Below are 25,197 nucleotides of genomic sequence, written 5' to 3' on the forward strand. Positions count from 1 at the left end.
CGTGTCAGCCGGCGGTCGTGATCGAGTCGTGGGTGATGCCCGCGCGGCGGCGCGCGGCCAGCCGCCTCTTCTGCGGTTCGATCGTGTAGCGGGGGTCGGCGGCGGAGTTCAGTCCCGCGTGCAGGACTCCGAAGCGGGTCAGCGCCGACCCCGCGAGCAGAGCGGCCCCCGAGGCGGCAGCCACGATCCGATTGCCCCCGCCGAGCAGCGCGCCGAGACCGCCGACGGCCACGAGCCGCCGGCTCCAGCGGAGCGTCTGCCCGGGACCTCCCTCGTGCAGCGGCTCCGCGGCCACCGGGTCCATTCGTCGCTCCATCACCTGCGTGGCGACGAGATCCCCGGCTGCGCCGAGCACCGCGAGCGCCCGGGCTGGACGCGCCTGGGACACCGAGGTGGTGATGATGCCCAGCCCGCCTGAGGCCAGCGCGGCCGAGCTCACGAAGACGAACGGCAGGTCCTCCCTGGCGGCGTTCCACGTGGGGACGGCGGTGTCGGACAGGAGTACGGCCGTGTAGGCGGCCAGCGGAGCGGCGAACACCGCCGCCACCACGCCGGCCGGGTGCTCCGCCGCACGCAGCACCTTCCGCAGCGGACCCAGCGGCGCCCGGCAGTCGGTCATCCGGTCGACTTCCGAGACCGCGGCGACCCCGGCGCCGGTGCTGAACGCAGCCAGGATCCAGGAGCCCAGGCTCATCGGCGAGGTGAGCTTGATGGTGCGCAGCATGTTGAGGAAGCGTTCGGGCCGGCCCAGATCGGTGACCAGCGCGATCGCACCGACGCCGGCGGCCGCCACCGCCGAGATCCGGCTGTTGCGCCGCAGCTCCGGCAGGTCCGCGAGCTGGGCACCCAGGGCGAGAAGCGACGAGCCGCCGGCGACCCCGCCGAGGACGAAGTAGACGGCGATCGGATTCTCCCAGGGCGGCGCCTTGACCACCGGCCGGCCGTAGTACGAGGTGAATTCCGGCTCCGGCACCATCGGCATCTCGCGGGAGCCGTCTGCCCCACCCGCGCCGCGGCGGCGCCCCTTCCCCCCGCGCCGGCGCTTCCGGGGCGGTTCGGGAGGACGGTAGCTGTCGAATTCGGTGACGGTCACCGGCGCCCTCCTGCGACGAACGCCACCGCTGTCGCTGCCAGCATCCCCGCAGCGGCGATCCCGGCGCGCTTGAACATCTGCGGCAGGTCCGCTGTCGGCACCCGAGGATCCGGCGGCAGTCCGTAGACCTCGGGCTCGTCGAGCAGCAGGAACACCGAACCGGTGCCGCCGACGCCGTCGAAGTCGTTGGCACCGTAGAGGCGCGCCTCCGACATGCCCTGCGTCTGGAGTTCCGCCACCCGCTGCCGGGCGGTGGCGACCATCTCCTCGCGGTCGCCGTACTTGATCGACGTCGTGGGGCAGGCCTGGGCGCACGCCGGGGTCTGGTCGTCGACCATCCGGTCGTAGCACAGGGTGCACTTCTGGGCGACGCCGACGTTGCGGGTGGCTGCCTGCTCCCCCGGCGTGAAGTCACGCTCGGTCTTCGGGGCGACGATGCCGTCGCTGCGCCGCTCGATGACACCGAACGGACAGCCCGCCACACAGGTTCCGCAGCCGTTGCACACGTCGTCCTGCACCACCACCGTCCCGAACTCCGTGCGGAACAGCGCACCGGTCGGGCACACGTCCAGACAGCCGGCGTTCGTGCAGTGCTTGCACACATCCGAGGACATCAGCCAGCGGAACTCGGGCGTGTCCGGCGGCGTGGTGTCGGAGGAAGCGGTGTCGGATGGCACGATGCCGGGTGCGGCGGAGCTCGGTCGGGAGGCGGGGGGTCCGATGCCGGGCATGCCGAGGCTGACGAGGGCGCGGCCGGATTCGCGGGCCTGCTCGATCTGCTGTCCGCTCTGCTCGACGAAGGCGACGTGGCGCCAGGTGTCGGCGCCGAGTGAGCCGGTGTTGTCGTAGGAGGATTCGAGCAGCTCGAAGGCGGAGTCGTGCGGGTTGCGATTCCATTCCTTGCAAGCGACCTCACAGGCCTTGCAGCCGATGCAGATCGAGGTGTCGGTGAAGAACCCCTTGCGCGGATGCTCGTGATGCGCGATGTGGTCGGGAGCCTCGGTGAGCTGTCGCATCTAGCCCTCCCTCTCGGTCTCGGTGCCCGGTGTGTCCGGTGCGGCAGGTGTGCCCGGTATCCCGGCTGCGTTCGCTGTCCCCGGTGCGGCAGGTCCCCCGACTGCGCCCGATGTGCCGGGGTCGGTGACGCGCTCGTTGCTGGTCTCCGGTGTCAGGCCGGCGCGGGTCTGGTAGTCGGCGATCAGCGCGAGCAGCTCTGCGCCGTGCGGGCGGCGCCCGGGCCTGATGTCGCAGGAGCCGACCTTCGACTCCTGGATCTGCACGTTCGGGTCCAGGGTGATGCCCAGCAGATCGTTGGCCGCGTCGCCGGTCACGAAGGCCTCGCCGCCGACGCCCCAGTGGTAGGGCAGCCCGACCTGGTGCACCGGCCGGCCGCCCACGGTCAGCGTCCTCATCCGCTCGGTGACGAGCACCTTCGCCTCGATGGCCGCGCGCGGGGAGATGATCGTCGCCCAGCCGTAGGGTTCGAGGCCGCGCTCCGCGGCCAGCTCCGGCGAGACCTCGCAGAACATCTCCGGCTGCAGCTCGGACAGGTAGGGCAGCCACCGGCTCATGCCCCCGGCCGTGTGGTGCTCGGTCAGCCGGTAGGTCGTGAAGATGCAGGGGTAGACGCCCACCCCTGCGGCGTTCGCGCTCGGGGCGCTGAGGTTGTCGGTGCGGGGGAAGGTGATGCGGGCCGGGCTCTGCTGCTGGGTGTAGAGCGGGTTGTCGACCGGCGACTCCTGGGCCTCGTAATGGGTGGGCAGCGGTCCGTCGACCATGCCCTTGGGAGCGAACAGCCAGCCCTTGCCGTCCGCCTGCATGATAAAGGGATCATCACCGGCCAGACCCGCAGCACCGCCGGCCCTCGGGTCGGACGGGCTGCCGGGCGCTCGGTCGACCGGGAAGTCGGGGACGTCCTGCCCGGTCCACTGCTGCTTCTCCTCGTCCCACCACACGAACTTCTTCCGCTCGCTCCAGGGCCTGCCCTCGGGGTCGGCGGAGGCACGGTTGTAGAGGATCCGCCGGTTCGACGGCCACGCCCAGCCCCACTCGGGCGCGTTCGGACCCTGCTCGTGGCCGGGTCGGCGATTGGCGGCGTGGTTGATGCCGTCGGCGTACACCCCCGAGTAGATCCAGCAGCCGCCGGCCGTGGAGCCGTCGGGCTTCATCTCGGTGTACGACGACAGCGGCCGGCCGGCCTGCGGGCCGGTGAGGTGAGTGCCGTTGATCTCGGCGAGGACCGCCTCGGGGTCGGGGTCGCCGTGCTCGTCCGTGGGGTAGTCCCACATCAGATCGAGCAGCGGCCGGTCGCGCTCGTCGGTCGACTCTGCCAGCCTGGACCGGATGCGCCTGCCCAGCTCGTAGAAGAAGTGCAGCTCGCTCTGGCAGTCGCCCGGCGGGGTGGTCGCCTGATGCCGCCACTGCAGGAGTCGCTGCGTCTGCGTGAAGGTGCCGGCCTTCTCGACGTGGGTGGCGGCCGGCATGAAGAACACCTCGGTCTCGATGTCCTCGGTGCGCAGCTCGCCCGAGGCGATCTCCGGGCCGTCCTTCCACCAGGTCGCGGTCTCGATCAGGCTGAAGTCGCGGACCACCAGCCACTTGAGGTGGGCCATGCCCAGGCGCTGCATCCGGCCGTGCGCCGAACCGACCGCAGGGTTCTGCCCGAACACGAAGTAGCCGTCGACCTCGTCGTCGAGCATGCTCATCACGGTCTGGTAGGTGCCGTGCGCGCCGTTGAGCCGCGGCAGGTAGCTGTAGGCCCAGTCGTTGTCCGCCTGCGCGGCATCGCCCCACCACGCCTTGAGCAGGCTGATGGTGTAGGCGTCCGCATGAGCCCAGTACCCCTTCTGGGTTCGGCTCGACACGGAGTCGAGGTAGTCCTCCAGACTGTCCATCCCGACCCGCGGCATCGGGAGATATCCGGGCAGCAGGTTGAACAGCGTCGGAATGTCGGTCGAGCCCTGGATGCTCGCGTGGCCGCGCAGCGCCATGATGCCGCCGCCGGGCCTGCCCATGTTGCCCAGCAGCAGCTGGAGGATCGAGGCTGCGCGAATGAACTGGGCGCCCGTGGTGTGCTGGGTCCAGCCGACCGCGTAGGCGAAGCACGTGGTCCGCTCCCGGCCGGAGTTCTCCGTGATCGTCCGCGCCAGGTAGTCGAAGTCCTCGACGGAGATCCCGCAGGCGTCGCGGACCATCTCCGGGGTGTAGCGCGAATAGTGGCGCTTGAGGATCTGGAACACCGTGCGGGGATGCTGCAGAGTGGGATCCGATTCGAACTCTGGATGCTCGATCGGCGGGCCGCCGCTGCCGTACTGGTGCCCGGCCGCCCGCTCGGAGGTGTCCGCCCCGTGCTCGTAGTCGTCGGCGTGCGCGTCGTCTTCCCGGTGCTCGTGGTCGTCGGGGTCGGTTGTCCCGGAACCGGCCTCCGTCCCCGAGGCGTCGTGCTCCCTGCGCGAGTACGCCCAGGACTCCAGGTCGTACTCCCCCGTCTCCGGGTCGTACCCGGAGAACAGCCCGTCGAGGTCTTCCGTGTCACGGAAGTCCTCGTTGACGATGGTCGCAGCGTTCGTGTACGCGACGACGTACTCCTTGAACCACAGCTCGTTGCTCAGGACGTGGTTGATGAGCGCGCCGAGCAGCACGATGTCGGAGCCGGCCCGAATGGGGACGTGTCTGTCGGCGACGGCGCTGGTCCGCGTGAACCGTGGGTCGACATGGATGACCTTGGCGCCTCGGGCCTTGGCCTCAGTGACCCACTGGTAGCCGACAGGGTGGCATTCGGCCATGTTCGAGCCCTGGATGACGATGCAGTCCGCATTGGCCATGTCCTGCAGCGTCTGCGTGGCACCGCCGCGTCCGAACGAGGTTCCCAGACCGGGAACCGTGGCGGAGTGTCAAATGCGGGCCTGGTTCTCGATCTGCACGGCGCCGGCGGCGGTGAAGAGCTTCTTGATCAGGTAGTTCTCTTCGTTGTCGAGGGTGGCACCGCCGAGTGCTGCGATTCCCATCGTGCGGCGCAGCCGACGACCGTGCTCGTCCGTGTCCTGCCACCCCCTCCGACGGGCCGCGATGAACCGGTCGGCGATCATGTCGATGGCGGTGTCGAGGTCGAGGTGCTGCCACTCGGTCGCCCGAGGCGCCCGGTACAGCAGCCTCGTCTGGCGGCCGGGAGCGTTGACGAGCTGCTCGCTGGCTGCGCCCTTGGGGCAGAGCCGACCGCGCGAGATGGGCGAATCGGGATCGCCCTCGATCTGAACGACCTTGCCGTCCTTGACGAACACCCGCTGACCGCAGCCCACGGCGCAGTACGGACAGACGCTCTGCACGACGCGATCCGCAGTCGCCGTGCGGGGAGCGATCTCACGGGTGCGCTGGGAGGTCACGGCTTCGCCACGCCCGAGCGAATCGCTCGACCGGAGCTGCCGGATCACCGGCCACTCGAGGAAGCTGAACCGCGCCATGGCCACACACTAGCCGAAGTCAGCGCGGCTGTTAAGGGTCCGGCCGACGGCGTCTCAGGCACCCGTCGGAGCGCGCTGCGCAGTTCCGGAAGGGGCGCGTCGCGAAGTACACTCGGATGCCAGATCCCATTCGAGCGGAAGCAGATTCTGAGAGGTCGACGATGACCTGGGAGACCCATCCCGTCACCCCTGATCGGTTCGAGGACTTCGCCGATGTCGTCAATCCCAACCGGCGCGCCGACGCCTGCTGGTGTCTGTCGCATCGCCTTCGCGCCAAGGACATCAGGGCCCTCGGCGGGGACAGTCGGGAGCAGGCGATGCTGCGGCTGTGCGAGCGGGAGAATCCGCCGGGGGTCGTGACGTACCACGATGGCGTGCCGGTCGGCTGGTGCAGCATCGGCCCACGCGCCGAGATCCCGCGTCTTATCGCCTCGAAGCTCATCCGGCCGGTCGACGAGGTTCCCGTGTGGAGCATCATCTGCGTCGTCGTCCGCGGTGGGCACCGGAGGAAGGGTGTCACTGCGACGATGCTGGACGGGGCAGTCGAATACGCGGAATCACGCGGTGCGCCCGCGGTCGAGGCCTATCCGGTGGATCCTGCGGGCCGGATGGACACGACCATGGCGTTCGTGGGGACGCGCTCGATGTTCGAGCACGCCGGGTTCGAGGTCGTGGGCACCACGGATGCGGTGGCCAGCAGAATGCCGCGCCTGATCATGCGGCGCACTCTCCGAACCTAGTCGGTCGAGAACGCCCACATCACGCCGAAGCGGTCGAACACCTGGCCGTACCAGCCGCCCCACGGCGCCTGCTCGAACGGCATGTTCTCCGAACCCCCGCCGTCGAGGAGCTTCTGGATCAGCATCCGCGCGTCGTCTGGGGTGTCCAAGGTGTAGAGCAGCGAGTACGCGGTGTCCTTGAGCGGGTACTCCTCGCCGGGCATGCCGTCGCTGCCGGCGATGTCGCCGCCGGGAGCGTGCAGCACGGCATGGGCGACCCCCTCGGGATTCACCTCGAAGTCCATGTCGGGCATTCCCTCGTCGCCGTACTTCATCAGGTCAAGGGTCCCGCCGAACACCTCATGCCAGTGGGCGAACGCCTCGGCGGCAGTGCCGGGCAGGGCGATGTAGGTCGCGATCGAGTTGGCCATGGCTGCTCCTCGTGTTCTCGTCCGGGTCTCCGGCGCCCGGCACCTGATCCGAGTATCGGCCGCCGAGGCGCCCCGCGGCTTCTCCGATCGTGCGCAGTCGGTCGTGACCGGGCGGCTGGGCAGGGCAGTCATGGCCGGGCGGCTGGGCAGGGCACTGTCGCTGTGAACGCGAATCGTCCATGATGGCAGACAGGTGCCGATGAGAAGGGAATTCGTGATGACGGACAGGGAGCGCATCGTGCTCATCACCGGGGCGACCAGCGGCTTGGGTCGGGAACTATCGCACGTGCTCAGCACCGAGCCCGGCCGGCTCATCCTGCACGGCCGCGATCCCGACAAGCTCAAGACGCTGCGCAACGAGCTCTCGCACTCCCAGGCCGAGATCGACACCGTCACTGCGGACCTGGCCGAGCAGGCGGAGGTCCACCAGCTCGCCGATGACGTCACAGGACTCACCGAGTACCTCAGCGTGCTCGTCAACAACGCCGGCATCGGCAAGGGCCGCAGCGATGCGCGTGAACTGTCTCCCGACGGCTACGAGCTCCGCCTGGCCGTCAACCACCTCGCACCCTTCGCGCTGACGCTGCGCCTGCTGCCGCTGCTGGAAGCCGGTGCACCGAGCCGGGTGGTCAACGTCGCCTCCGCCGCTCAGCAGCCGATCGACTTCGACGATCTGCACCTGGCACGTGAGTACTCCGGGTCCCGCGCCTATGCGCAGAGCAAACTGGCCATGATCGCCACCGGCTTCCACCTCGCCGAACGTCTGCCTCCCAGGCTGGTCACGGTCAACAGCCTGCATCCCGCCACTCTCATGCCGACCGCGATGGTGCGAGAAGGCTATGGCTACAGTGTGGACGACCTCGACACCGGAGTCGCCGCAGTCAAGCGCCTGATCGACTCACCCGAGTTGGAAGGCGTCTCCGGTCGCTACTTCTCCCGGACCGAGCAGTCCCGCGCGATTGCAGCAGCCTACTCACCTGAGGTACAGCTGCGACTGTGGGACATCAGCCAGGAGCTGACCGACACGCGGCTCTGACATCGGCCCGTCGATGCACGTCGGGCAGTGCCCGGGCCGTCAGCCGGTCGGTCCGTGGCGGCCGTCACCGACGGTGGCCGAGCGGCGGGGTTCGACGGTGAGCGGGCTGCTCGAGGCGCTCTCCCTGGTGATCTCGGGATCACCGAGCAGCCCCGCGAACGCGCTGAACCATCCCCTCTGCCGGTAGAGGATGAACGCGGCTGCCACGATCACGGCTGAGAGCGTGCCCACCACCATGTCGGTCATCGTGTCGGTGTTGGTCAGCTGCGACGAGGTGCCGATCGTCAGATCTGCGAAGAACTCGGCGAATTCCCACAGCATGGCCACGGATGCGCTGACGGAGATCACCACTGCTGCCTCGAACCAGACCGGCAGGACCAGTCGGTACCTGCGGATGGTGACGCCCAGGGCGAAGACCGCGGCGAGGGCGATGAGGAATCCCGAGAAGAAGTGGACGACGGTGTCCCACGGACTCCATACCGCGTAGAAGTGGAGGTGACTGCCGAAGAAGGGCCCAGACAGCAGCAATAGGGCGTAGAGCAGCTGGAGTCGGAGGGGAATCCTCACGGCCGCCAGCTTCTCGACGGGCAGTGGGACAAGCGCCGCCAGGAACAGGGCGGAGGGCAGAAGAGCCTCCGTACCGTTCCCGCGGAATACGGCGGTCAGGGCGAAAGCCGCGAGGATGACTTCCGTGACGATGAGGGGCGCATGGCGCCTCGCTGTGCTGCGCTTCGAGTCCAGGGTATTCATTCCGGCCAAGGCTACCGAACGCACCCGAGCGCCGACTGTGAAGCCGAGGGCACGGTCACGGCGACCATGGCTACAGCCCGCCTCCGGTCACTGCTCGGTTGAAGTCCATCGCGACCGCGAACCAGAAGCTGAGGCTCTCGTCGTCGTCGATCGATTCGGCCCCCACAGCGATCCAGCCGGGACCCATGTCGCGGCCCGCGCCCATCTCCGCCTGGCGCGCTCCGGGAACCGACAGGAGCGCTGCATGGCGGTCGGGAGGAACGCGGACCAGCAGCCCGCCATCCTTCGCGGCGCTGAAAGCCATCTTCTCGTTGACCATGAACGACCGGCCGCCGAACATCGAGACCTCTCGCTTCACCGGCTCATCGTCGAGCAGATTGCGGAGGCGCCTGACAAGATCATCCTGCGCAGCCGTCATCGAACCAGCATGTCACGGTTGAACGGCCAAGGGCAGAGCATGGACCGACTCTGTCTGCACCGATGTGACGCGAGTACGGCAGACTGGTCGGTGTGGACGATCTGCGCGCAGCTCCGGGCCCCGGAGCTCCCCGAGGGCTCACGGTGCCGGGCCGGGAGCTCTTCGAGCAGTTCTCCCACGCATCGGGCCCCGGCGGGCAGGGGGTCAACACCGCCGATTCGCGCGTGCAGCTCAGCCTCGATCTGGCAACCACGACGGCGCTGAACGAGGATCAGCGCCGACTCGCGCTCGAACGGCTCGCCGCTCGCCTGTCGGGCACAGTGCTCACCGTCACTGCGGCGGAGCACCGCTCCCAACGACGCAATCGCGCCGCAGCGCGGGAACGCCTCGCGGATCTGCTCCGCGAGGCAGTGGCTCCACCGGCCGTCCGTCGTCCGACGCGTCGAACCCGCGGATCTCAGCGTCGCCGGCTCCAGGGAAAGCGCAGACGGTCGGAGATCAAGCAGAACCGCAGACGCCCTCCTCTCGACTGACGACGGCGAGCCCGGTGGCCGGTGGTCGTCCGCAGACACTCGTGCGCCTACGCCTCCGGCAGCCAGATCCATCCTTCGCGGCGAGCAGTCCCCCGCAGCTCTTCCGGCGGCGGCTCGCCGCGACCGTGAGACACCTCGCGGGCGACGAGAGCAGCGAGCACGGCATCGAGCGCATTGTCGTCGGCGACGCACAGGTCTCGGTGTCCATTCCACTCCAGCCGGGCCAACTTCTCCGACAGGGCGACGACCAGGGCAGAGCGCTCCCCTGCGTTCTTCGCACCCTTGTAGCCGCGATGGGGCAGAGACCAGCGTCGCAGCGCTGCCGCGGGATACACCTCGCAGACAGCACCTGAGCCGTCCCGGGCGACATCGACACCGATGTCCCGCAGCCGCGCCTCGATGCCGGCCCAGCGCATGGCAGGGTGGGCGATTCGGTCGGTCGAGACGCTCAGCGGAGTGAGGCCCGTGGCGCGGTGGACCATCCGGTCCGTCACACGCATGGCGAGGCCCCGACGCCATTCGGGACCGGTGGACGCAGGAGCAGCCACGGCACCGCGAGCATGAGCTTGGATCAGCTGGACGAACCGATCCGGCCAGCCCATTGGCACATCGACTCCGGCTTTGTCGGCCGTGCTGATCGCCTCGACCACATCGTCGTCATCAGCACCGACGTGGACATCCTCGACGATGCAGCGGCCATTCCCGCTCACGACCGCGAGACCGGTGCGCGTGGGATCGGCCGCCAGGTCGATGCCCACGAACGTCCTGGATTCGGGCAGCTCGGAGTCAGTCAGCTCTTCTTCAGCTCCTCGGCGAGCATCACGATGATGCCACTGGGGCCGCGCAGATAGGTGAGCTTGTAGACGTCCTCATATGTCGCGACACCGCGCAGGGGGCGGCACCCGTGCTTCGCGGCTGTCTCCAGCGCCTCGTCGATGTCGTCGACCGAGAAGGCGACCCGGTGCATTCCGATCTCATTGGGCTGAATGGGCGGTGATTCGATCGCTCGAGGATGGATGTACTCGAAGAGTTCGAGGCGCCCGTGACCGTCCGGGGTCTGGAGCATCGCGATGTTCGCATGGTTGCCATCGAGGCCGACGGCCGTGTCGGTCCACTCGCCGCTGACCGTGTCACGACCCAGAACCGTGAGACCGAGATCGGTGAAGAAGGCGATCGCGGCCTCCAGGTCGCGCACGGCGATTCCGACATTCTCAAGCTTGATAGCCATGGGCTGAGGTTAGCGAGCACCCGGTGCCGCCAACAAGAGCTGCGCCTCCCTCAGAAGGTCAATCGACGGGCCGCGCGGCCTGAGTAGGCTGGGCGCATGCGAACGCTCGTGGTGTACACGTCGAAGACCGGGTTCACGAAGACCTACGCCGAATGGATCGCCGAGGATCTCGGCGCAGAGATTGTCAGGACCCAGGATCTCAGCCGGGAGCAGCTCGCTTCCGCTGATGTCGTCATCCACGGCGGTGGGCTTCGTGCCTCCCGAATCGAAGGCCTGCGCACGTTCCTGCGCCATTGGCCGCTGCTCAAGGGCAAGCACGTAGCGCTGTGGCACACCGGCGCGAACCCTGGCCGTCCGGAGACGGTCGAAGGCGTCTGGGAGCAGAATCTCACTCCCGAGCAGCTCGAGCGCACGACGCGCTTCTACCTGCGGGGCGGTTTCGACTTCACCAGGCTGCGCGGTGTGGACAGACTCGTCATGAGCATCATGCGGTTTGTTCTCAAGCGCAAGAAGAACCCGAGTGCTGACGACAGGGGGATGCTCGCGATGTATGAGCACCCGACCACTGAGCTCAGCCGTGAGAACACCGCCCCGTTGGTGAACCACGTCAGAAGTCTCGACGCGTGATCCACGCGCTGCGGACGGAAACCGCGGCTCAACCGGCCTGGACCGACACCACTCGCCGTGGGTCTTCGCAGGTGATCTAGCGTAGGACCATGTTCCGACGCCTCGCCGCGCGCGCATTCTGGTCGGTCAGCCGCTGGACGCTGACCACCGAGCCCGCTCCTGACCGCCCCACGGTGCTCATCGGCGCCCCCCATACCTCGAACTGGGACTTCGTGTTCATGCTGGGCATCGCCTGGCGGATGGATATGAATGTTCGCTGGCTGGGTAAGAAGAGCCTGTTCAAGAGCTGGCGCGGCCCGGTGATGAGCGCGCTGGGGGGAATTCCCGTCGATCGCGAATCGCCGAGCACGGTTGTCGCCGAAGTCGTCGAGCGCGTCCGAGCGGGCGAGGTCTTCGGGCTGGTGATCACCCCCGACGGGACCCGCGGAGCACACTCGCATTGGAAATCCGGCTTCTATCGCATCGCCCGGGAGACGGGGATGCCGGTGACCCTCGGCTTCGTCGATCGCACCACCAGGACTGCTGGTCTCGGCCCGACGCTCGAGCTCTCCGGCGATATTGCACAGGACATGGACGGCGTCCGAGCGTTCTACGCCGACAAGGCGGGAATCCGCCCCGAGCGCCGCGTCGAACCGCGACTGCGCGAGGAAGGCGAACAGTGATCAGGGATCGTGAGCTTCGAGGATGTCACGCAGGCGAGCGAGGTCTTCCCGCACCATCGCGGCATCTCGCGCAAACTCGTCGTCCGTGGCGGACGGCAGTCGATAGAGGGTGAAGACGACTTCGCTGCCGTCGTCGTTGCGCAGGATGCGCAGCGGGTTGTGGACCACTGTGCCGTCGGGCAGTATCACGTCGTGGTCGAGGATGCCGAGATCGACTCCTCCGAGGAAGCGCACCTCGACGACGCCCATCGGAGAATCGGTGATCCACCGTCCGTTCTCCAGCCGGATGCCGGTGCTGAGACCGGCCGCCCAGCGGGGCAGATTCCTCGGATCGCCCGCGAATGCGGCAACGTCTGAGGGCGCGCGGCGGATCGACTGGGAGATGTGGTGCGCCTCGTAGGTCATGCTGTCTCCTGGGACTCGGAAGCGAGCTGGTCGGCCAGACCGGCGAAGTCAACCGCGACGACGTCCCAGTCGCCCGTGGGAGCCAGGTCGCTCGTCTGGCCCGGGCCGTGCTCGGCAGGGCGGGCGACGAAGGCAGTGCGCAGTCCAGCCGCCTGGGCGGCGGCAAGATCACTGTTGTGTGCGGCCACCATCATGACCTGCTCCGGTGCAAGGCCGAGAACTTCTGCGGTGCGCACATAGGCTGCGCGGTCCGGCTTGTATGCTCCTGCGACTTCTGCACCGAGGATCGCGTCCCATGGAATCTGGGAACGCTTGGCCACATCGATCGCCAGGCGCACGTTCGCGTTCGACAGCGGGGCGATGATGAAGTCCTGGCACAACCGGGTGAGCCCAGGGATGACGTCGGGCCAGGGGTCGAGTCGATGCCAGGAGAGATTCGCCTCGTCGAGGACCTGTGCGGGGATCATCCGCGGATCGACCTCCAAGCGGGCGAGGACGGTGTCGAGGTTCTCCCGATGCAGCACGTCCAAGCGCACAAAGGGACGACTGCCGTTGCGAACCTGCTCCATCGCGGGCTGGTATTCCGACCGCCACAGGTCCGCGAACTCCCACGGGTCCAGCGACGGCAGATACTCTCCCAAGCAGTCGGCGACTCCGGTCGCGACTCCCTCGCGCCAATCGACGACGGTTCCGAACATGTCGAACACCAACGCCTCGACCTCACTGTCGCCGATCCCCATGTGCACGCTCCTCCTCGAGTGGCCTCGGGTCGAGCGTACGTGAGCACGAACCATCCGGATAACCTCCGTCAGGTCGGGGGCCACCCCCAGTGCGGCTTGGACCTCATGAGCGTACGGTTCCAGGTATGGGAAAGATCTTTGACCTCATTCGCCAATCCGGCCTGCGGCGCGGCCCTCGACGGTTGTTCGGGGGCATCGGCGGAGCCATCGCCGCGCGACTCGGGCTCAACGTATGGCTGGCCCGCCTGCTGATCCTCCTGTCCTTCCTGCTTCCAGTGCTGGGCGTCGGCGCCTACCTGGTCGCCTGGGCACTGACTCCCTGGCAGGACGGCAGCATCCCGCTGGAGCGGGCCCTCGGCACAACCCACCGCAGGGATCCGGGCCGTATCTCTGCTGCGGGTGAGGAGCCATACCGCTGATCCGCCCTGTGGGTCAGCAGTACTCAACCGCGTCATGGTGTACTGAAACGGGGCAGCGGTGCACCTGCTCGTTCACGGCTCGAGAATCCTGCGGACGACAGCAAGGTCCCTCTCACGGTCTCTGACGATCCGCTTTGACTTCACCACGAAGGCCGATTTGTCGAGCACGATGAGGCGCAATCCGTGCTTGGGAATGAGCAGCGCTTTGCGCTCATCGTAGAGTCGGCGCTGCTCGCCGCGGTCGACACGGGATACCGTCTGGCGGCGGTCGAAGAACGGTGACGAATTCGTGTGCTGCTCCTCGTGGAACTCGACGACGAGCTTCAATTCGGCCCAGTACCCGTCCACGGGCAGCTTCGTCCCGCGCGGTCGCGACAAGGACGGGTCGCCGCGCAACCAGTCGAACGTTGCCTGGCGGCGCCCGCTCTCCCCGAGAATCTCGTCGAACAGGTCGAGAATGTAGTACTCATCGGAATCAGCGCGGCTTGCCATACCGAGCAATTCTCGCAGACCCGCGGTGTGACAGTGCCGGTTCGGGCACGCTTGGCCGGAAACATCGTCCGGCCACACACTCACTACCGGAGCACGTACCGCAGGGTCTCCACCACCTGGTCGGTGGTCGTGCACCAGGCCTGAGCCTCGGCGTCGACTTCCTTGAGCGGATGGACGATACCTGCGTCGTGAAGGGTCACGTAGGGCTTGCCCAGGGCAGCGCAGTAGCCGGCGTCGAAGGCGGCGTTCCACTGCTTGTACTTGTCCCCGAAGCGCACCACTACGAGATCGCTCTGCTCGACGAGGGTGCGCGTGCGAATGGCATTGACCTTGGCGGACTGGTGATCGCGCCAGAACTGGCTTTCGGCCTCACCCAGGTGGTCGCCGGCGGCGTCGCTGGCAGGGTGATCGGTCACCGGCGCGGTGAACACCACATCCAAACCGGCGGCCTCCGCGCCGCGTTGGATCTCGTCGCGCCAATCGGTGTGAATCTCGCCGGACAGATAGACAGTGAAACTCATGGTTCAGGGCTCCTTCATCGAGTGTGAACGGATCTGATCCGCTTCCTCGTTCACCACCCTAGTAGCTCTACTCAGGAACACCTCACGACCGCCCAGGACCAAGATCCGGAGCGCTTCACATTCCTGAAGGTGCAAGGCTGACCGGGCCTGATTCAGCCCGCGGGATGAAGGGGCCCATCCGACAGGGCGATGTGGGCTGGCGCCGGACCGCGGACAGTGAGGGGTATGAATACACAGCTGCTTCGTTCATCCACTGCCATCGCCACCGTGCTGGCGTGCCTCCCGTACCTGAGCCTGAAAGTCGCCTGGATCCTCGGAATCCCGATCGGCATTCCGGAAGCCAGTGCCCTGAGAGATCCCTCGAGCCAGGGCCTCGCGCTCGGCGCAAATGTTCTCACGCTCCTGATGGACGTGATTCTGGTGGCTCTGATCCTGCTGCTGACTCGTCCGTTCGGCCGCCGGGTCGGCGCCACTCCTCTCCTCTTCGTGAGCTGGGGCGCTGTCGGATTGCTCGCGCCGATCGCGTTGGGCTTCGCAGCGCAGCAAGCCGCTCGGTTGTTGCCGGGCCCCGGGTCCGATCCCCCAGCCCCGGAATTTCTCGATCCCTGGGTGCCCCTCATGGTGTACGGCGGCTTCACGTTGCAGGGGCTCGGCCTGAGCACGCTGTTCGTGCTCTACGCTGTCGATCGATGGGGAGGACTGCTGGGCAAGCCACTGACGACAGCATCCGCTCCGCCACATCGAACTCCTCTTCGACTGGTCGCCGTGCTGGCGTCCGTCAGTGCGCTGATCACGCTGTCGTTGCAGGTGATGTGGTCCACCGGCTCAACCATCGGCCTCACCGAATCCATGGCCGCTGGACAGGGCGTCGATCAATTGCTGGTCCACGCGATCCACGCCGCATTCACGATCAGCGCCATGGTCGGGGTCCTGCTCCTCGCCTTCGGCACGATCCGACTGCCGACGTGGGTTCCGCTCGTGCTCGCGTGGGTAGGGTCAGGTGCGATGGCCGGATGGGGCGCGTGGAGCATCCTCAGCGGATTGCTGTTGCCGAGCGGGGCCGAACCTGCCACGCCCCTGATGAACCTGGCCACCACGGCACAGTTGCTGGCGGGCATGATGATCGCCGTTGCCGGCATGCACTGGCTGGCGGAGCGGTGGGCGATATCGGGCCCACCCACGCCGCGCTCGTCACGGTCCGCTGCTGACCAGATGTCGCCCGCGAAATGAACGCCGGCGCAGAAACCGAGCACTTACACGGCTGCCTTACCCGTCCCGGCGCACGAGTCCGCTTTCGTATGCCAGCACGACGGCCTGGACCCGGTCACGCAGACCGAGTTTGCTCAGCAGCCGACGGACGTGCGACTTGATCGTCGCTTCCGAGAGATAGAGCGCGGCCGCAATCTCGGCGTTCTTTGCTCCCTTGGCAATATGCAGCAAGACCTCGCGCTCTCGCTCGGTCAGCAGGCGCAGCGGATCCGGTTCGGTGCTCGGGGCCGGCAGATCACGGGTCACTCGGGCGAGGAGCCGCTTCGTCGTAGATGGTGCAAGCACTGCGTCGCCGGCCTGGACCGCACGGATCGCGGAGAGCACGTCCTGCGCCGCTGCGTCCTTGAGGAGGAATCCACTTGCCCCCGCTTTGAGGGCAGCGAATGCGTAGTCATCGAGGTCGTACGTCGTGAGCACGATGATTCGCGGCTTGTCCGGATGACGCTGAAGGATCCGGGCCGTCGCCTCGACGCCGTCGATTCCCGGCATCCGCACGTCCATGAGGACGACATCGCATCCCGTCGCAGCAACGAGGTCGAGCGCTGCGGCGCCGTCGGCGGCCTGACCGACGACTCGCATGTCGTCCTGCGCGTCGATGACCATTGCCAGGCCGGTGCGCACGAGTTCCTGATCGTCGACAAGACCGACGCGAATCATGAGACCTCATTCCTGCCCGAAGTCGCCGGAAGCCACGCTCGCACCTCGTATCCCTCAGCGGTGGGCCCGGCACTCAACTCCCCACCCTCAAGCGTGACCCGCTCGCGCATGCCGAGCAACCCGTGGCCGCCCTTCTCCAGCTCGCAGACTGCTGGCGACGTGGATGCGCGGCTCCCACCGTTGCGAATCGTCACGTCGACCCCGTCGTCGCGATATTCGACGGTGACCGCGGCTCGCGCCTCGGGACCTGCATGCTTGACGACATTTGTCAACGATTCCTGCACGACGCGATATATGGCCATCGAAGCCGTCCCCGTCAGACCAACCGGTTCGCCGAGTACTGTCAGCTCAACATCGACACCGCTGGCGCGCATCCGCTCAACCAAGTCGGGAACATTGTCCGCGCCCACCTGGGCCGCCTCGTCATCCGACCGCAGCCGGTGCAGGACACCGCGAGTGTCCTCCAACGCCTCGCGGGCCGTCTGGCCGATCGTGTCGAGGGCCTCCAAGGCGACGGTGGGCTCTCTCGCTCCCACCATCCGCCCACCGTCGGCCTGTCGGACGATCACCGCCAACGAGTGCGCAACAACGTCATGCATGTCGCGGGCGATGCGCTCGCGCTCCTCCGCGGCAACTCGAGCGGCATGCTGCTCCCGGTCGGCTTCGGCCCGCTCCGCTCGCTCGCGCAAGGCGGCGAGGTAGTCCATGCGCACGCTCCGGTACCTCCCGAGCGCCCACGCAGCCAACACCAGCCCGACCAGCAAGCCAAGAACGGCGAACCGCGACAGCAGCCGCAGGATGGAATCTTCCGGTATCCCGGCCGGCTCGCCTGCGTCCCAGAAGGGAGAAAGCCCCACCCCTGCAGCCACGGCCACGGAACCGACCAGCCCGATTGCCAGCGCCAGGGCTGGCCAGGGACGCTGGGCGTGTGCCGCAATGGAGTACAGCACGACGACAAACGTGAGCGAACTCGGCAGCAGAATGGCGGGAAAGGGGCCGACGGGCTCGCCCTCGGCAGTCGTCTGCATGAACCCCGGAACCGCCAGGAGCACGAGCATCGCCGCCGAGCACAGAATCAACCCCAGCGGTCGATGCCGAAAGACGACGCTCGAGTGAGCCACCACAATCGCCGCGACGGTGATGAACTCCCACGGTCCTGGCCGGGAGGTCAATGCGGGGCCGATCGAAGCTGGTGCGAGAACTGCGGCCAACAGGATGGCCAGCATGGTGTTGGCGCCCACACTGGTCCACCTGGTCCCCTCACGGCGGCTCTCCACCGCCCGGGGGCGATCGGTTCCCCTCATGCCACCAGTATGCCGAGAACGACCGCGCAGGACTTCGACCGATCCACCTCGTTGCCTCCTGGAGGTCACGCGATGCCGAGTGCGGCGTTCAAGTGATGCCGCCCGTGTTCAGTGGGAACCGCGAATGATCGACTCGGACTTCTCAGACATTGAACCGGAACTCCACCGCGTTCAGTAGCGGAATTACGTCTCCAATCACACGCGTCACGCAACCTTCAGTGGCGTGATCGCTGCAATCTCATCCCCTACTCGATCCTCGGCGAGGTCGAGCTCGTAGTGACTCTGCAGATTGATCCAGAATTCCGCAGAGGTTCCGAAGTACTTTCCAAGGCGCAATGCGGTGTCCGCAGTTATCCCGCGCTTGCCATGCACGATCTCGTTGATCCGTCGAGGCGGCACGCCAATCGATACCGCGAGCTTGTTCTGTGTGATGCCGAAACCCTCGATGAAGTCTTCCATAAGCACTTCACCGGGATGGATTGGCGAAATCTTGTCAGTGGTAGTCAACGATCTCTACCTCCTCTGGTCCAGCGTCTGTCCACCTGAAGCAGATCCGCCACTGGTCGTTGATCCGGATACTGTGCTGACCAGCTCGGTCGCCCTTCAATGCCTCGAGCCGGTTGCCTGGCGGGCTCCGCAGATCATCCAGGATGACAGCGGATCCCACTTGACGAAGTTTGCGTAGTGCCACCCGGTGTATCCGAGGATCGATAGACGGCGCGCGCTCGCGATGCCAGAGGCGCTCGGTGTCCTTATCAGCGAACGACCTGATCACACGTTAAGCATATAACGCGACGCGTCAATAACGCTAGACGTTAAACCGGAACTCCACCACGTCGCCACGATTGGAAACGCCTCTAAAGTCCAGCGTGTTCACCGGGCACAAGTCCCGCCCGATGATGTCCTCCTACGCAGGCAAGCGCCATTTGCGGCGGTGGGTCCACGCCGGACATCCAGGCCGACCATGCGTCATGGACGTCCGATGCCGTCGTCTCCGCCCCCTTCGTTCGCATCAACACCGCGTACATCAGGAACAGGCTCTCGGTGCTTTCCGACACCGACGAACTTTCCATAGGGGCTTCCTCCCATCACCGTCTTCGGGCCCAGGTCTTCCCGGACCTCTCGCTACCGGACTGAGCCGCCCGAACACGGTGCCGGTTGAGGCTGTCGACGGCACCGGGCGAGGGAGCTGGGGGGCGGGGAAGTCAGGGCACTGAGTCCTCTAGAAGCTCAATCGCGGCGACCACCTGCTCACGCGAACCGTCATCCTGCGAAGCGAGCCCCCTATGATGAGGTCGATGTCACGGCCCGCATGCTACTCTGCATAGACCCTGCAAGGTCTACAAATCAACGAGCCTCTGGGCGTAAGTACCAAATTCAAGGCAAGGCGCAAAAGTACGGCACATGAGCAGCACCGATCACCCCCAAGAGAAACCGCCGATCGACGCACCAATCACTTCATCGGTCGACGACGATCTGGGACGTGCACCAGTCGCGCACGACTTCGCAGCATCAATCCGGGAGCTCGACACGAGCCAAGGACTCGTGGTGGGCGTCTTGGGGCCGTGGGGGCACGGCAAGAGCTCATTCATCAATCTGATGCGCGAACAGTTTGAGGCTGAGCCGGCTCTAACAGTCGTCGACTTTAACCCTTGGATGTTCTCCGGCTCGAACCAGCTCGTCAACTTCTTCTTCACCGAAATCGGTGCTGAGCTCAACGTTCGGAGCAAGAGCCGCTTCGGCAAGACAGCGGACTGGCTCGCCCAGTACGCCGGCATCCTTAAGCCTGTCTCTCAATTCATTCCCATCCCGGGTGCTGCGACCGCAGGAGAGGCGGCCGCAGCTGCGCTCGCGGGGTTGGCAGGCACAACCAACGCAGACCACAGCGCGAAGATGGTGCGGGAAGAAATCACCAAGGAGCTCACCGCACTCACACAACCGATTGTGGTCGTCATCGACGACATCGACCGGCTCACCACGATCGAGATCCGCGAGATCTTCAAACTCGTCCGCCTGACGGCCAGCTTCCCGAACATCATCTACGTGCTCGCTTTTGACCGAGAACGCGTAGAGCAAGCCCTCACCGAAGACGGCGTCCCTGGACGGGCGTATCTCGAGAAGATCGTCCAGCTGAGCTTCGATGTTCCGCAGGCACCCGGGAGACTGCTTCGATCCCAGGTCGTCGAAGAACTGAATCGCATCCTCTCCCCCGTCGCAAACGCCACGCTCGATGACAGCCGATGGAGTGACGTCTACTGGGAAGTGATCGACCCGCACTTCTCGAACATGCGTGATGTCACGCGTTACGCGATCTCCGCCAGGTCCACGATTAGGAGCCTTGGCAATGAAGTCGATCTTGTCGACCTCCTCGCAATGGAGGCACTTCGTGTCTTCCGTCCCGAACTTTCACATCAACTATCTAAACTTCGAAGCGAGCTTACGAGTACGCACGACATCATGGGACGCAAAGACGAGCGGGCCCAGGAATCCGTTACTGCACTGCTCGCGAAGTTCCCAGGTGACGACGACGTGATTCGGGCACTCTTCAACCGGGTGTTCCCTGCCGCGCTGCAGTACATCGAGAACAATCACTACGGGAATGACTGGCTCAGTACGTGGCGAATTGCCCACAGGATGGCACACATCGACTTCCTCAACTTATATTTCGATCGGGTAGCACCCGATGAACTCGTCGCGTTCCGAAACTCCGAGCACGCCTTTGAACTACTGGGCGATGGATTAGCACTCAAGGAGTACCTGACTGGATTGGAGCCTGAGCAACTCGAGACCGTTCTCGAAGGGCTCACCTCGTACGAGTCAAAGTTCACGACCGAGATGATCGTCCCGGGATCAATTACGCTACTGAACCTCATCGACGCCATTCCAGAGAAGGAGCCGCGAGGCTTCTTTGACTTTGGACGCCGCAACATAACCGTTGGCCGCGTTGTCCTTCGTCTTCTCCGCCGCGTGGAGGACGAGGCAGGGCGTGAAGCACTTGTTGTGGAGATACTTGAGGGCGTCGAGACCTACTCCTCGCAACTAGACTTGATCCACAGCGTCGGATACCGAGAGGGCGCTGGTCTCAAGCTCGTGAGCGAAGCGTTCGCCGAACAAATTCAGACTGAGTTTGTCGAACGCGTGAAGAAGGCTCCGCCCGCAGAACCTGCACGTGAATGGGATGCCTGGCGCGTCTACGACGCCATTCAATCTCACACCGGTAAGACGCCGCTGAAGCCGAGCGACGATCCTGTGCTTCTACGAGCGGTTCTCCGCTCCCTCAAGTCCACTGCACGATCGCAGTCGATGGACTCTCGACACATCAAGACTGAAGATCGCTTAGCTTGGGAGCTCCTGATTCAAATATTTGGTTCTGAAGTTGCGGTTAAGACGGTCGTAGGCAACGTGCGCAATACGCTTGGAGATGACGAAGTTCTTCAGCTCGCAGACAAATATCTATCGGGCTGGCGACCGAAGAGCTTCTAGACAAGGCGCTCACGAGCCAACGGAATCAGATCGTCATTGATCGCCACCCAAGGCCAGGAAGATAACCCCCCAGGCAGACGGTTGTTTAGACAGGCAATCAAAATTCCACCACGTCGCCCCAGTTGAACCGAATGCTCATCCTTTTTGACACCGCCACTGGGTCAGAGTCCGGGTGCTTGTCCGGGCTTCGCCACCCCAGTCGAGCCGGTCCTTAGAGGTCGACGTCGAGTACGACGCAGATTGCCAAAGGACGGGTGTACCTCAGTTTCTAGACTGGCTCTCCGACATCGTCATGCCCTTCCTGATGTTCATCCGGGTGGAATAATGGCTCGCCATCGAAGTCCATACCCATGAGGCCACCCTGCGCTCGGATATTGATCAAGTTTGGCTCAGGGAGGTCCTCCGGGACGAACCCGGCGTCCTCCGGGTGGTGGTAGACGTACTCCCTTGCCGAATAGGCAGCGTGCTCGTTGAAGAGCTTCTCCATGGCGGTAGTCCCTGCCTCGATGCGGTCAATATCCCCACGGAGGACCGAAGACCTCACTTCTTGCACTCGCGGGTCGCCTGCTTCGAGTCCACCAAGCACCACCATTGGATCGCTCATGAGTAGCCCGAGCTTCCTCGTTAGGGGAAACGCGATTCCCCACGCCGTCGCGAAGCCGACCCCTTCCCACGGCTCGTCATTGGGCTGGCGGATCAGGCTTACTGGTGAGTCCGACGTGATGAGGGAACGTCGGTTGAAGCGCACCAGGCTCCATGGTCGGGTTGCCAGATAGGACGTCAGTTCCTGGGCGATCTCCACCAGATGTTGGATATGGGCGAGATTGGTGGAGCTGATGGGCGGCCCTCCGGGCTGGATGCCCTCTTCCCAGATCCGGTCCTCTTGCTCTGGGGATGGCTCGACCACGTACTTGCGGCGGATCCACCGGCCGACATTCTTGCGTCCACCAGCCCCGATCTCGAGCCTGACCATGCTTGCGTGGAGATACTCCATTGTCTTTCGAGTGTCCGGCCCGCGCGCGCTCTGCAGTGCCATGTAGTAGGAAAATGCCCACCTGTCTGTTTCGGACAGAGGGAACTCACCCCTCTCGAAGCTCTTGATGGTCTTGATGGCTTCGCCCTCGACCCCGCTCAAGGCCTTCTCGAACCAGTCTGGTTCCTCAAGCTCCTCGCCCGTGTGGAAGTGATTCTGGGCCGCCACGTTCCTCACGGAAGTTGTGAAGGACCTCCGGGAACGGTCGAGAGGAATTGTGGTGATTCGTTCCTAATCCGTGGCAAATCCACGAAGGTATCCTTGTGGCACGTAGTGGTGGAGCTTCGCTACGTTGTTCTTGCCCGCCATAGGTACATCATCCAATACCTAGACGGCGTGTAATGACTCGTCGCGGTTCGTGTGGGGTTGCGGGCAGGGGCCTCACTTTAGTCGAACGTCCCACATTGTCCTGGAGCCAGTCAGCGCGAACTGCCGTGGCAAGAGGCGCATCGCTACTCGGTGCTCCGCGAGGACGAACATGAGGGGATCCGGCAGGGTGATTCCGAAGGCGAGAGTCAAGGCTATTGCGTCGTCGACTTTGACCATCGCTACCCTGTGCTCGATGGCGCGAGCATCGTCCGGTGCGACCGCAGCTGGAGAACACATTTGAAAGCTCATGCAACGCGAATTGAAGGTTATGGCGGTGGCACATCGGAGCTTCGCCCACCGGCAGAGACGACCGATCTCATGGAGTGCAGGCTGCGGCATCTCTCTCGCGCAGGTCGTGGAACCGCCGATCGGCGCACACGCGAGCGGCTCGCTGACGCGAGCGCCGGGCTAGTTCTCGGGGCCGGCGCTGCGCGCCGGGTTGGTCGTGGGAGGCACGGCGGCGGGCGGAAGGCGGCGGTCGGCTTGGGTCTGGTGCCGCTGTCACCGATCACCGCCGACGTCGCCCCTGCGCCGGATGACCGACGATGTGCTCGTCGCAGCCGAACACCAGCTGGGCTCCGTTCAATGATGAAGTCCTCTCGTTCAGGTTCTTGCTCCTTGCGGCCGTTCTCACATGCGAATCGACGGCAACGAGCGAGCCGAGCGGCACCTGCGGACCGAATGGACAGCGTTTCGGGAACCAGCAGCACGAGAGGAAGTCGATGACGGACATGCCTTCAGCCCCGCATCCGGCACGGGTCGCCTTCGCGCGGGCGCTCCTGTCGATCAGAGACCCGGAATGCCTCAGCGGTCCGGCTGTCGACGAGGAGACCATGCTGTCCCACCCCGAGGTAGCCGACGCGCTGGACGCTCTCGACTGCATCTGGATCGACATCGAGGACATTGCCGCTGAGGACAGGCACGCGGGAGACGAAGGCAAGCGCCCTGAGGATTGAGAACCGAACAGATCACCGCACTGAGAAAGGAGCCCCGATGTCAGCACGGAACTACGGAAAACTGATCCGGCGATACATCAATAATCACTGCGCGGAATGCGGAGAGGACGCGAACCTCCCGCCCGGAGAGGTCCGCCCTGACGAACACGGACAGCTCTGGGAGTACCGGAAATGCGAAGAAGGACACATCGTCAAGACCCGGCCGCGGTACTGGTCCCGGCAGGAGGACAGCGAAGAGGACGGGATCATCTGAAACAAGAATCCGGCAGATCGCCGTGAGCCGCCGATCCCGCCGTCGGGCGACGATGCGGAACGGGGCAGACAATTCCGAAGAGCTCAGCATCAACGGGAGGAGAACCATGGGCGAAGGGGCCCAGCAGCACGACAGTTCGGAACGTGCACGGCGCAGGAGGATCACGATCCGGACCCTCGACCGACCCGGGGACCTGGGGTGGGTGGTGATGGCCCACGGCGAGGTGTACGCCGAGGAGTTCGGGTGGGGCTGCGAATTCGAAGCCCTGGTAGCCGGCACGGTCGCCGAATACGCGAGTGACCACGACCCTGCCCGTGAGGCCGCCTGGATCGCCGAAGCGGACGGGCAGCGCCTCGGGTGCGTCTTCTGCGTGACAGCCGACCCGGTGACTGCCCAGCTGGTCAGCCTGCTGGTACATCCCAGCGCACGCTGTCAGGGAGTGGGCGGGAAGCTGGTGGACACGTGCCTCGACTTCGCCTGGACCGCCGGCTACCAGCGCATCAGCCTGTGGACCAACGATGTGCAGGCATCGGCCCAGCGCATCTGGCAGGCGGCAGGCTTCCACCTCGTGGAAGAGGAGTACCACTCCAGCTTCGGCCACGACCTCGTCGGTCAGATCTGGCAACGCGACCTGTAGACGACGCCAGGACATGACCAGCCCGAAGGAGCGCACAGCGTCGAAGCCCGAGCAGATCGCTGAAAGCCATGCCAGGGCTCCCGCCGAACGGCCCTGGCTGCGGTCCTCATCCCTCCGATGCGGGGCCAAGTGCGCCAATCGAGCTGCCACGATGTCACCGCCATGCGACACTCGTTCACCAACCACAGGAGAGGAACCATGGCCGAGCTGCGGGAACGGCTTTCGAACCACGACCGAGCGCTGCTGAATCTGGCAGCCGAGGGGCTCGCCTCCGACTACAGCCATCGCGCAGCGGATGACGAGCTGTCCCGGGAGCCGGTCGAGACCCAGCAGAAGTACGCAGCCAAGGCCGCCCGGCTTTTCGCGCTGGCCGAGCTGCTCATCAGCGCCGACGAGCTCGTGGTGATCACCCGGCAGAAGCCGTAGCGCCACGTCGCCGAGCCGGCTCTGCCGGACTGCCGAGGCTGCGACCCCGAACGACCGGCGAGGAGGCACGCAGGCGGCTGCCCTCCATGACCTCGAGACCAAAACTGAACACAAGTTTGGCGTTAGCGGTGAGGGCGCTACCTTCAAGAAGATCTCCCCTCACCCGAAAGGCATTCCCTTGAAGAAAATCATTCTCGCCCCAGCCGTCGCCGCGGCGATCGCCGGCCTCGGCGTCGCGCCGGTCGTCCTCGCCCCTTCGGTCGTGTTCGCGATCGA

General features: G+C 65.6%; 31 protein-coding genes. 13 read left to right on the forward strand and 18 right to left on the reverse strand.

Features of this window, described 5'->3' with window-relative positions:
* Positions 1–4: 4 nt before the first annotated feature.
* The 3 genes from nrfD to fdh are packed head-to-tail and all read right to left on the reverse strand — an operon-like array spanning position 5 to position 5,559.
* Positions 5–1,093 (reverse strand): NrfD/PsrC family molybdoenzyme membrane anchor subunit, encoded by a 1,089-nt coding sequence (gene nrfD, locus LXN01_RS08700; protein WP_236864270.1) that lies wholly within the window; start codon positions 1,091–1,093, stop codon positions 5–7.
* On the reverse strand, positions 1,090–2,109 hold the full coding sequence (locus LXN01_RS08705; RefSeq protein WP_236864271.1) for a 4Fe-4S dicluster domain-containing protein: 1,020 nt from the start codon (positions 2,107–2,109) through the stop codon (positions 1,090–1,092). The genes nrfD and LXN01_RS08705 overlap by 4 nt, the downstream gene beginning before the upstream one ends.
* Positions 2,110–5,559, reverse strand: a complete 3,450-nt coding sequence (fdh, locus tag LXN01_RS08710; protein WP_236864272.1) for a formate dehydrogenase — start codon at positions 5,557–5,559, stop codon at positions 2,110–2,112.
* A gap of 155 nt (positions 5,560–5,714) precedes the next feature.
* Here fdh and LXN01_RS08715 point away from each other — a divergent pair, with 155 nt between their 5' ends.
* Positions 5,715–6,293, forward strand: a complete 579-nt coding sequence (locus LXN01_RS08715; RefSeq protein ID WP_236864273.1) for a GNAT family N-acetyltransferase — start codon at positions 5,715–5,717, stop codon at positions 6,291–6,293.
* Here LXN01_RS08715 and LXN01_RS08720 read toward each other — a convergent pair.
* The gene (locus LXN01_RS08720; protein ID WP_236864274.1) at positions 6,290–6,703 is read right to left on the reverse strand and encodes a VOC family protein; all 414 of its coding nucleotides are present in this window, start codon (positions 6,701–6,703) and stop codon (positions 6,290–6,292) included. The two genes, LXN01_RS08715 and LXN01_RS08720, sit on opposite strands and share 4 nt — an antisense overlap.
* Here LXN01_RS08720 and LXN01_RS08725 point away from each other — a divergent pair.
* Entirely contained in the window at positions 6,702–6,869 is a 168-nt protein-coding gene (locus LXN01_RS08725) for a hypothetical protein (RefSeq protein ID WP_236864275.1), read from the forward strand. The genes LXN01_RS08720 and LXN01_RS08725 overlap by 2 nt on opposite strands.
* 33 nt (positions 6,870–6,902) lie before the next feature.
* Positions 6,903–7,739, forward strand: coding sequence for an SDR family NAD(P)-dependent oxidoreductase (locus tag LXN01_RS08730; protein WP_236864276.1), 837 nt, complete (start codon positions 6,903–6,905; stop codon positions 7,737–7,739).
* Between the two features lie 39 nt (positions 7,740–7,778).
* Here LXN01_RS08730 and LXN01_RS08735 read toward each other — a convergent pair whose 3' ends face one another.
* Complete coding sequence (locus tag LXN01_RS08735) at positions 7,779–8,489, reverse strand: DUF2238 domain-containing protein (protein ID WP_236864277.1); 711 nt, start codon at positions 8,487–8,489, stop codon at positions 7,779–7,781.
* A gap of 70 nt (positions 8,490–8,559) precedes the next feature.
* Complete coding sequence (locus LXN01_RS08740) at positions 8,560–8,907, reverse strand: TfoX/Sxy family protein (RefSeq protein ID WP_236864278.1); 348 nt, start codon at positions 8,905–8,907, stop codon at positions 8,560–8,562.
* 92 nt (positions 8,908–8,999) lie between these two features.
* Here LXN01_RS08740 and arfB point away from each other — a divergent pair, with 92 nt between their 5' ends.
* On the forward strand, positions 9,000–9,440 hold the full coding sequence (arfB, locus tag LXN01_RS08745) for an alternative ribosome rescue aminoacyl-tRNA hydrolase ArfB (RefSeq protein ID WP_236864279.1): 441 nt from the start codon (positions 9,000–9,002) through the stop codon (positions 9,438–9,440).
* Between the two features lie 47 nt (positions 9,441–9,487).
* Here the strand turns inward: arfB and LXN01_RS08750 are convergent, their stop codons facing one another.
* Together LXN01_RS08750 and LXN01_RS08755 are read right to left on the reverse strand one after the other, a co-directional pair.
* On the reverse strand, positions 9,488–10,198 hold the full coding sequence (locus tag LXN01_RS08750) for a DUF429 domain-containing protein (RefSeq protein WP_236864280.1): 711 nt from the start codon (positions 10,196–10,198) through the stop codon (positions 9,488–9,490).
* Positions 10,199–10,230: 32 nt separating this feature from the next.
* Positions 10,231–10,668: a VOC family protein gene (locus tag LXN01_RS08755; RefSeq protein WP_236864281.1), complete on the reverse strand. Its 438-nt coding sequence runs from the start codon at positions 10,666–10,668 to the stop codon at positions 10,231–10,233.
* A gap of 96 nt (positions 10,669–10,764) precedes the next feature.
* Between LXN01_RS08755 and LXN01_RS08760 the strand changes: the two genes are divergently transcribed.
* Together LXN01_RS08760 and LXN01_RS08765 are read left to right on the forward strand one after the other, a co-directional pair.
* Positions 10,765–11,295, forward strand: coding sequence for a flavodoxin domain-containing protein (locus LXN01_RS08760; RefSeq protein ID WP_236864282.1), 531 nt, complete (start codon positions 10,765–10,767; stop codon positions 11,293–11,295).
* 89 nt (positions 11,296–11,384) lie between these two features.
* Complete coding sequence (locus LXN01_RS08765; protein WP_236864283.1) at positions 11,385–11,957, forward strand: 1-acyl-sn-glycerol-3-phosphate acyltransferase; 573 nt, start codon at positions 11,385–11,387, stop codon at positions 11,955–11,957.
* On the opposite strand, the gene LXN01_RS08770 is transcribed toward LXN01_RS08765, so the two are convergent.
* Both LXN01_RS08770 and LXN01_RS08775 read right to left on the reverse strand, forming a co-directional pair.
* Complete coding sequence (locus LXN01_RS08770; RefSeq protein WP_236864284.1) at positions 11,958–12,362, reverse strand: SRPBCC family protein; 405 nt, start codon at positions 12,360–12,362, stop codon at positions 11,958–11,960. It abuts the gene before it with no gap.
* Positions 12,359–13,102, reverse strand: coding sequence for a haloacid dehalogenase type II (locus LXN01_RS08775; protein WP_236864285.1), 744 nt, complete (start codon positions 13,100–13,102; stop codon positions 12,359–12,361). Before LXN01_RS08775 ends, LXN01_RS08770 begins: the two co-directional genes overlap by 4 nt.
* A 125-nt stretch (positions 13,103–13,227) precedes the next feature.
* Here LXN01_RS08775 and LXN01_RS08780 point away from each other — a divergent pair, with 125 nt between their 5' ends.
* Positions 13,228–13,521, forward strand: coding sequence for a PspC domain-containing protein (locus LXN01_RS08780; protein ID WP_236864286.1), 294 nt, complete (start codon positions 13,228–13,230; stop codon positions 13,519–13,521).
* Positions 13,522–13,593: 72 nt separating this feature from the next.
* Here the strand turns inward: LXN01_RS08780 and LXN01_RS08785 are convergent, their stop codons facing one another.
* Together LXN01_RS08785 and LXN01_RS08790 are read right to left on the reverse strand one after the other, a co-directional pair.
* On the reverse strand, positions 13,594–14,013 hold the full coding sequence (locus tag LXN01_RS08785) for a hypothetical protein (protein ID WP_236864287.1): 420 nt from the start codon (positions 14,011–14,013) through the stop codon (positions 13,594–13,596).
* Positions 14,014–14,096: 83 nt separating this feature from the next.
* Positions 14,097–14,534 (reverse strand): YtoQ family protein, encoded by a 438-nt coding sequence (locus LXN01_RS08790; protein WP_236864288.1) that lies wholly within the window; start codon positions 14,532–14,534, stop codon positions 14,097–14,099.
* Between the two features lie 225 nt (positions 14,535–14,759).
* Here LXN01_RS08790 and LXN01_RS08795 point away from each other — a divergent pair, with 225 nt between their 5' ends.
* On the forward strand, positions 14,760–15,764 hold the full coding sequence (locus tag LXN01_RS08795) for a hypothetical protein (protein ID WP_236864289.1): 1,005 nt from the start codon (positions 14,760–14,762) through the stop codon (positions 15,762–15,764).
* Positions 15,765–15,800: 36 nt separating this feature from the next.
* Here LXN01_RS08795 and LXN01_RS08800 read toward each other — a convergent pair whose 3' ends face one another.
* The 5 genes from LXN01_RS08800 to LXN01_RS16505 all read right to left on the reverse strand — a co-directional run bounded on the left by LXN01_RS08800 (position 15,801) and on the right by LXN01_RS16505 (position 18,837).
* Complete coding sequence (locus LXN01_RS08800; RefSeq protein ID WP_236864290.1) at positions 15,801–16,460, reverse strand: response regulator; 660 nt, start codon at positions 16,458–16,460, stop codon at positions 15,801–15,803.
* Positions 16,457–17,701 carry a sensor histidine kinase gene (locus tag LXN01_RS16345; RefSeq protein WP_236864291.1) on the reverse strand — a complete coding sequence of 415 codons (1,245 nt, stop codon included), beginning with the start codon at positions 17,699–17,701 and terminating at the stop codon, positions 16,457–16,459. Before LXN01_RS16345 ends, LXN01_RS08800 begins: the two co-directional genes overlap by 4 nt.
* Positions 17,702–17,968: 267 nt before the next feature.
* Complete coding sequence (locus LXN01_RS08810) at positions 17,969–18,271, reverse strand: HigA family addiction module antitoxin (RefSeq protein WP_236864292.1); 303 nt, start codon at positions 18,269–18,271, stop codon at positions 17,969–17,971.
* Entirely contained in the window at positions 18,258–18,539 is a 282-nt protein-coding gene (locus LXN01_RS08815; RefSeq protein WP_236864293.1) for a type II toxin-antitoxin system RelE/ParE family toxin, read from the reverse strand. Before LXN01_RS08815 ends, LXN01_RS08810 begins: the two co-directional genes overlap by 14 nt.
* Positions 18,540–18,621: 82 nt before the next feature.
* Positions 18,622–18,837, reverse strand: a complete 216-nt coding sequence (locus tag LXN01_RS16505) for a DUF7701 domain-containing protein (protein WP_425547664.1) — start codon at positions 18,835–18,837, stop codon at positions 18,622–18,624.
* A 331-nt stretch (positions 18,838–19,168) separates the two neighbouring features.
* Here LXN01_RS16505 and LXN01_RS08820 point away from each other — a divergent pair, with 331 nt between their 5' ends.
* Positions 19,169–21,247 (forward strand): KAP family P-loop NTPase fold protein, encoded by a 2,079-nt coding sequence (locus LXN01_RS08820; protein WP_236864294.1) that lies wholly within the window; start codon positions 19,169–19,171, stop codon positions 21,245–21,247.
* Between the two features lie 268 nt (positions 21,248–21,515).
* On the opposite strand, the gene LXN01_RS08825 is transcribed toward LXN01_RS08820, so the two are convergent.
* The gene (locus tag LXN01_RS08825; protein ID WP_336885258.1) at positions 21,516–22,505 is read right to left on the reverse strand and encodes a DUF4238 domain-containing protein; all 990 of its coding nucleotides are present in this window, start codon (positions 22,503–22,505) and stop codon (positions 21,516–21,518) included.
* 866 nt (positions 22,506–23,371) lie between these two features.
* Between LXN01_RS08825 and LXN01_RS08830 the strand changes: the two genes are divergently transcribed.
* The 4 genes from LXN01_RS08830 (at position 23,372) to LXN01_RS08845 (ending at position 24,921) form a co-directional block, all read left to right on the forward strand.
* Positions 23,372–23,605 (forward strand): hypothetical protein, encoded by a 234-nt coding sequence (locus tag LXN01_RS08830; RefSeq protein WP_236864296.1) that lies wholly within the window; start codon positions 23,372–23,374, stop codon positions 23,603–23,605.
* A 37-nt stretch (positions 23,606–23,642) separates the two neighbouring features.
* On the forward strand, positions 23,643–23,858 hold the full coding sequence (locus LXN01_RS08835; RefSeq protein ID WP_236864297.1) for a hypothetical protein: 216 nt from the start codon (positions 23,643–23,645) through the stop codon (positions 23,856–23,858).
* A 106-nt stretch (positions 23,859–23,964) separates the two neighbouring features.
* Entirely contained in the window at positions 23,965–24,495 is a 531-nt protein-coding gene (locus LXN01_RS08840) for a GNAT family N-acetyltransferase (RefSeq protein ID WP_236864298.1), read from the forward strand.
* A 198-nt stretch (positions 24,496–24,693) separates the two neighbouring features.
* Positions 24,694–24,921 carry a hypothetical protein gene (locus LXN01_RS08845; RefSeq protein WP_236864299.1) on the forward strand — a complete coding sequence of 76 codons (228 nt, stop codon included), beginning with the start codon at positions 24,694–24,696 and terminating at the stop codon, positions 24,919–24,921.
* Positions 24,922–25,197: the final 276 nt, after the last annotated feature.

The organism is Brevibacterium daeguense, from assembly GCF_021729135.1.
GTDB classification, from domain to species: domain Bacteria; phylum Actinomycetota; class Actinomycetes; order Actinomycetales; family Brevibacteriaceae; genus Brevibacterium; species Brevibacterium daeguense.

Bases quoted from the DNA above. Each gene is read 5' to 3' on its own strand.
- LXN01_RS08795 (WP_236864289.1), top strand. From the start codon at position 14,760: ATGAATACACAGCTGCTTCGTTCATCCACTGCCATCGCCACCGTGCTG.
- LXN01_RS08830 (WP_236864296.1), top strand. From the start codon at position 23,372: ATGACGGACATGCCTTCAGCCCCGCATCCGGCACGGGTCGCCTTCGCG.
- LXN01_RS08740 (WP_236864278.1), bottom strand. From the start codon at position 8,907: ATGACGGCTGCGCAGGATGATCTTGTCAGGCGCCTCCGCAATCTGCTC.
- LXN01_RS08755 (WP_236864281.1), bottom strand. From the start codon at position 10,668: ATGGCTATCAAGCTTGAGAATGTCGGAATCGCCGTGCGCGACCTGGAG.
- LXN01_RS08725 (WP_236864275.1), top strand. From the start codon at position 6,702: ATGGCTGCTCCTCGTGTTCTCGTCCGGGTCTCCGGCGCCCGGCACCTG.
- LXN01_RS08840 (WP_236864298.1), top strand. From the start codon at position 23,965: ATGGGCGAAGGGGCCCAGCAGCACGACAGTTCGGAACGTGCACGGCGC.
- LXN01_RS08735 (WP_236864277.1), bottom strand. From the start codon at position 8,489: ATGAATACCCTGGACTCGAAGCGCAGCACAGCGAGGCGCCATGCGCCC.
- LXN01_RS08765 (WP_236864283.1), top strand. From the start codon at position 11,385: ATGTTCCGACGCCTCGCCGCGCGCGCATTCTGGTCGGTCAGCCGCTGG.
- LXN01_RS08800 (WP_236864290.1), bottom strand. From the start codon at position 16,460: ATGATTCGCGTCGGTCTTGTCGACGATCAGGAACTCGTGCGCACCGGC.
- LXN01_RS16505 (WP_425547664.1), bottom strand. From the start codon at position 18,837: ATGGAAAGTTCGTCGGTGTCGGAAAGCACCGAGAGCCTGTTCCTGATG.
- LXN01_RS08760 (WP_236864282.1), top strand. From the start codon at position 10,765: ATGCGAACGCTCGTGGTGTACACGTCGAAGACCGGGTTCACGAAGACC.
- LXN01_RS08715 (WP_236864273.1), top strand. From the start codon at position 5,715: ATGACCTGGGAGACCCATCCCGTCACCCCTGATCGGTTCGAGGACTTC.
- LXN01_RS08705 (WP_236864271.1), bottom strand. From the start codon at position 2,109: ATGCGACAGCTCACCGAGGCTCCCGACCACATCGCGCATCACGAGCAT.
- LXN01_RS08720 (WP_236864274.1), bottom strand. From the start codon at position 6,703: ATGGCCAACTCGATCGCGACCTACATCGCCCTGCCCGGCACTGCCGCC.
- LXN01_RS08835 (WP_236864297.1), top strand. From the start codon at position 23,643: ATGTCAGCACGGAACTACGGAAAACTGATCCGGCGATACATCAATAAT.
- LXN01_RS08845 (WP_236864299.1), top strand. From the start codon at position 24,694: ATGGCCGAGCTGCGGGAACGGCTTTCGAACCACGACCGAGCGCTGCTG.
- LXN01_RS08780 (WP_236864286.1), top strand. From the start codon at position 13,228: ATGGGAAAGATCTTTGACCTCATTCGCCAATCCGGCCTGCGGCGCGGC.
- LXN01_RS08790 (WP_236864288.1), bottom strand. From the start codon at position 14,534: ATGAGTTTCACTGTCTATCTGTCCGGCGAGATTCACACCGATTGGCGC.
- LXN01_RS08770 (WP_236864284.1), bottom strand. From the start codon at position 12,362: ATGACCTACGAGGCGCACCACATCTCCCAGTCGATCCGCCGCGCGCCC.
- LXN01_RS08730 (WP_236864276.1), top strand. From the start codon at position 6,903: ATGAGAAGGGAATTCGTGATGACGGACAGGGAGCGCATCGTGCTCATC.
- LXN01_RS08775 (WP_236864285.1), bottom strand. From the start codon at position 13,102: ATGGGGATCGGCGACAGTGAGGTCGAGGCGTTGGTGTTCGACATGTTC.
- LXN01_RS08820 (WP_236864294.1), top strand. From the start codon at position 19,169: ATGAGCAGCACCGATCACCCCCAAGAGAAACCGCCGATCGACGCACCA.
- LXN01_RS08785 (WP_236864287.1), bottom strand. From the start codon at position 14,013: ATGGCAAGCCGCGCTGATTCCGATGAGTACTACATTCTCGACCTGTTC.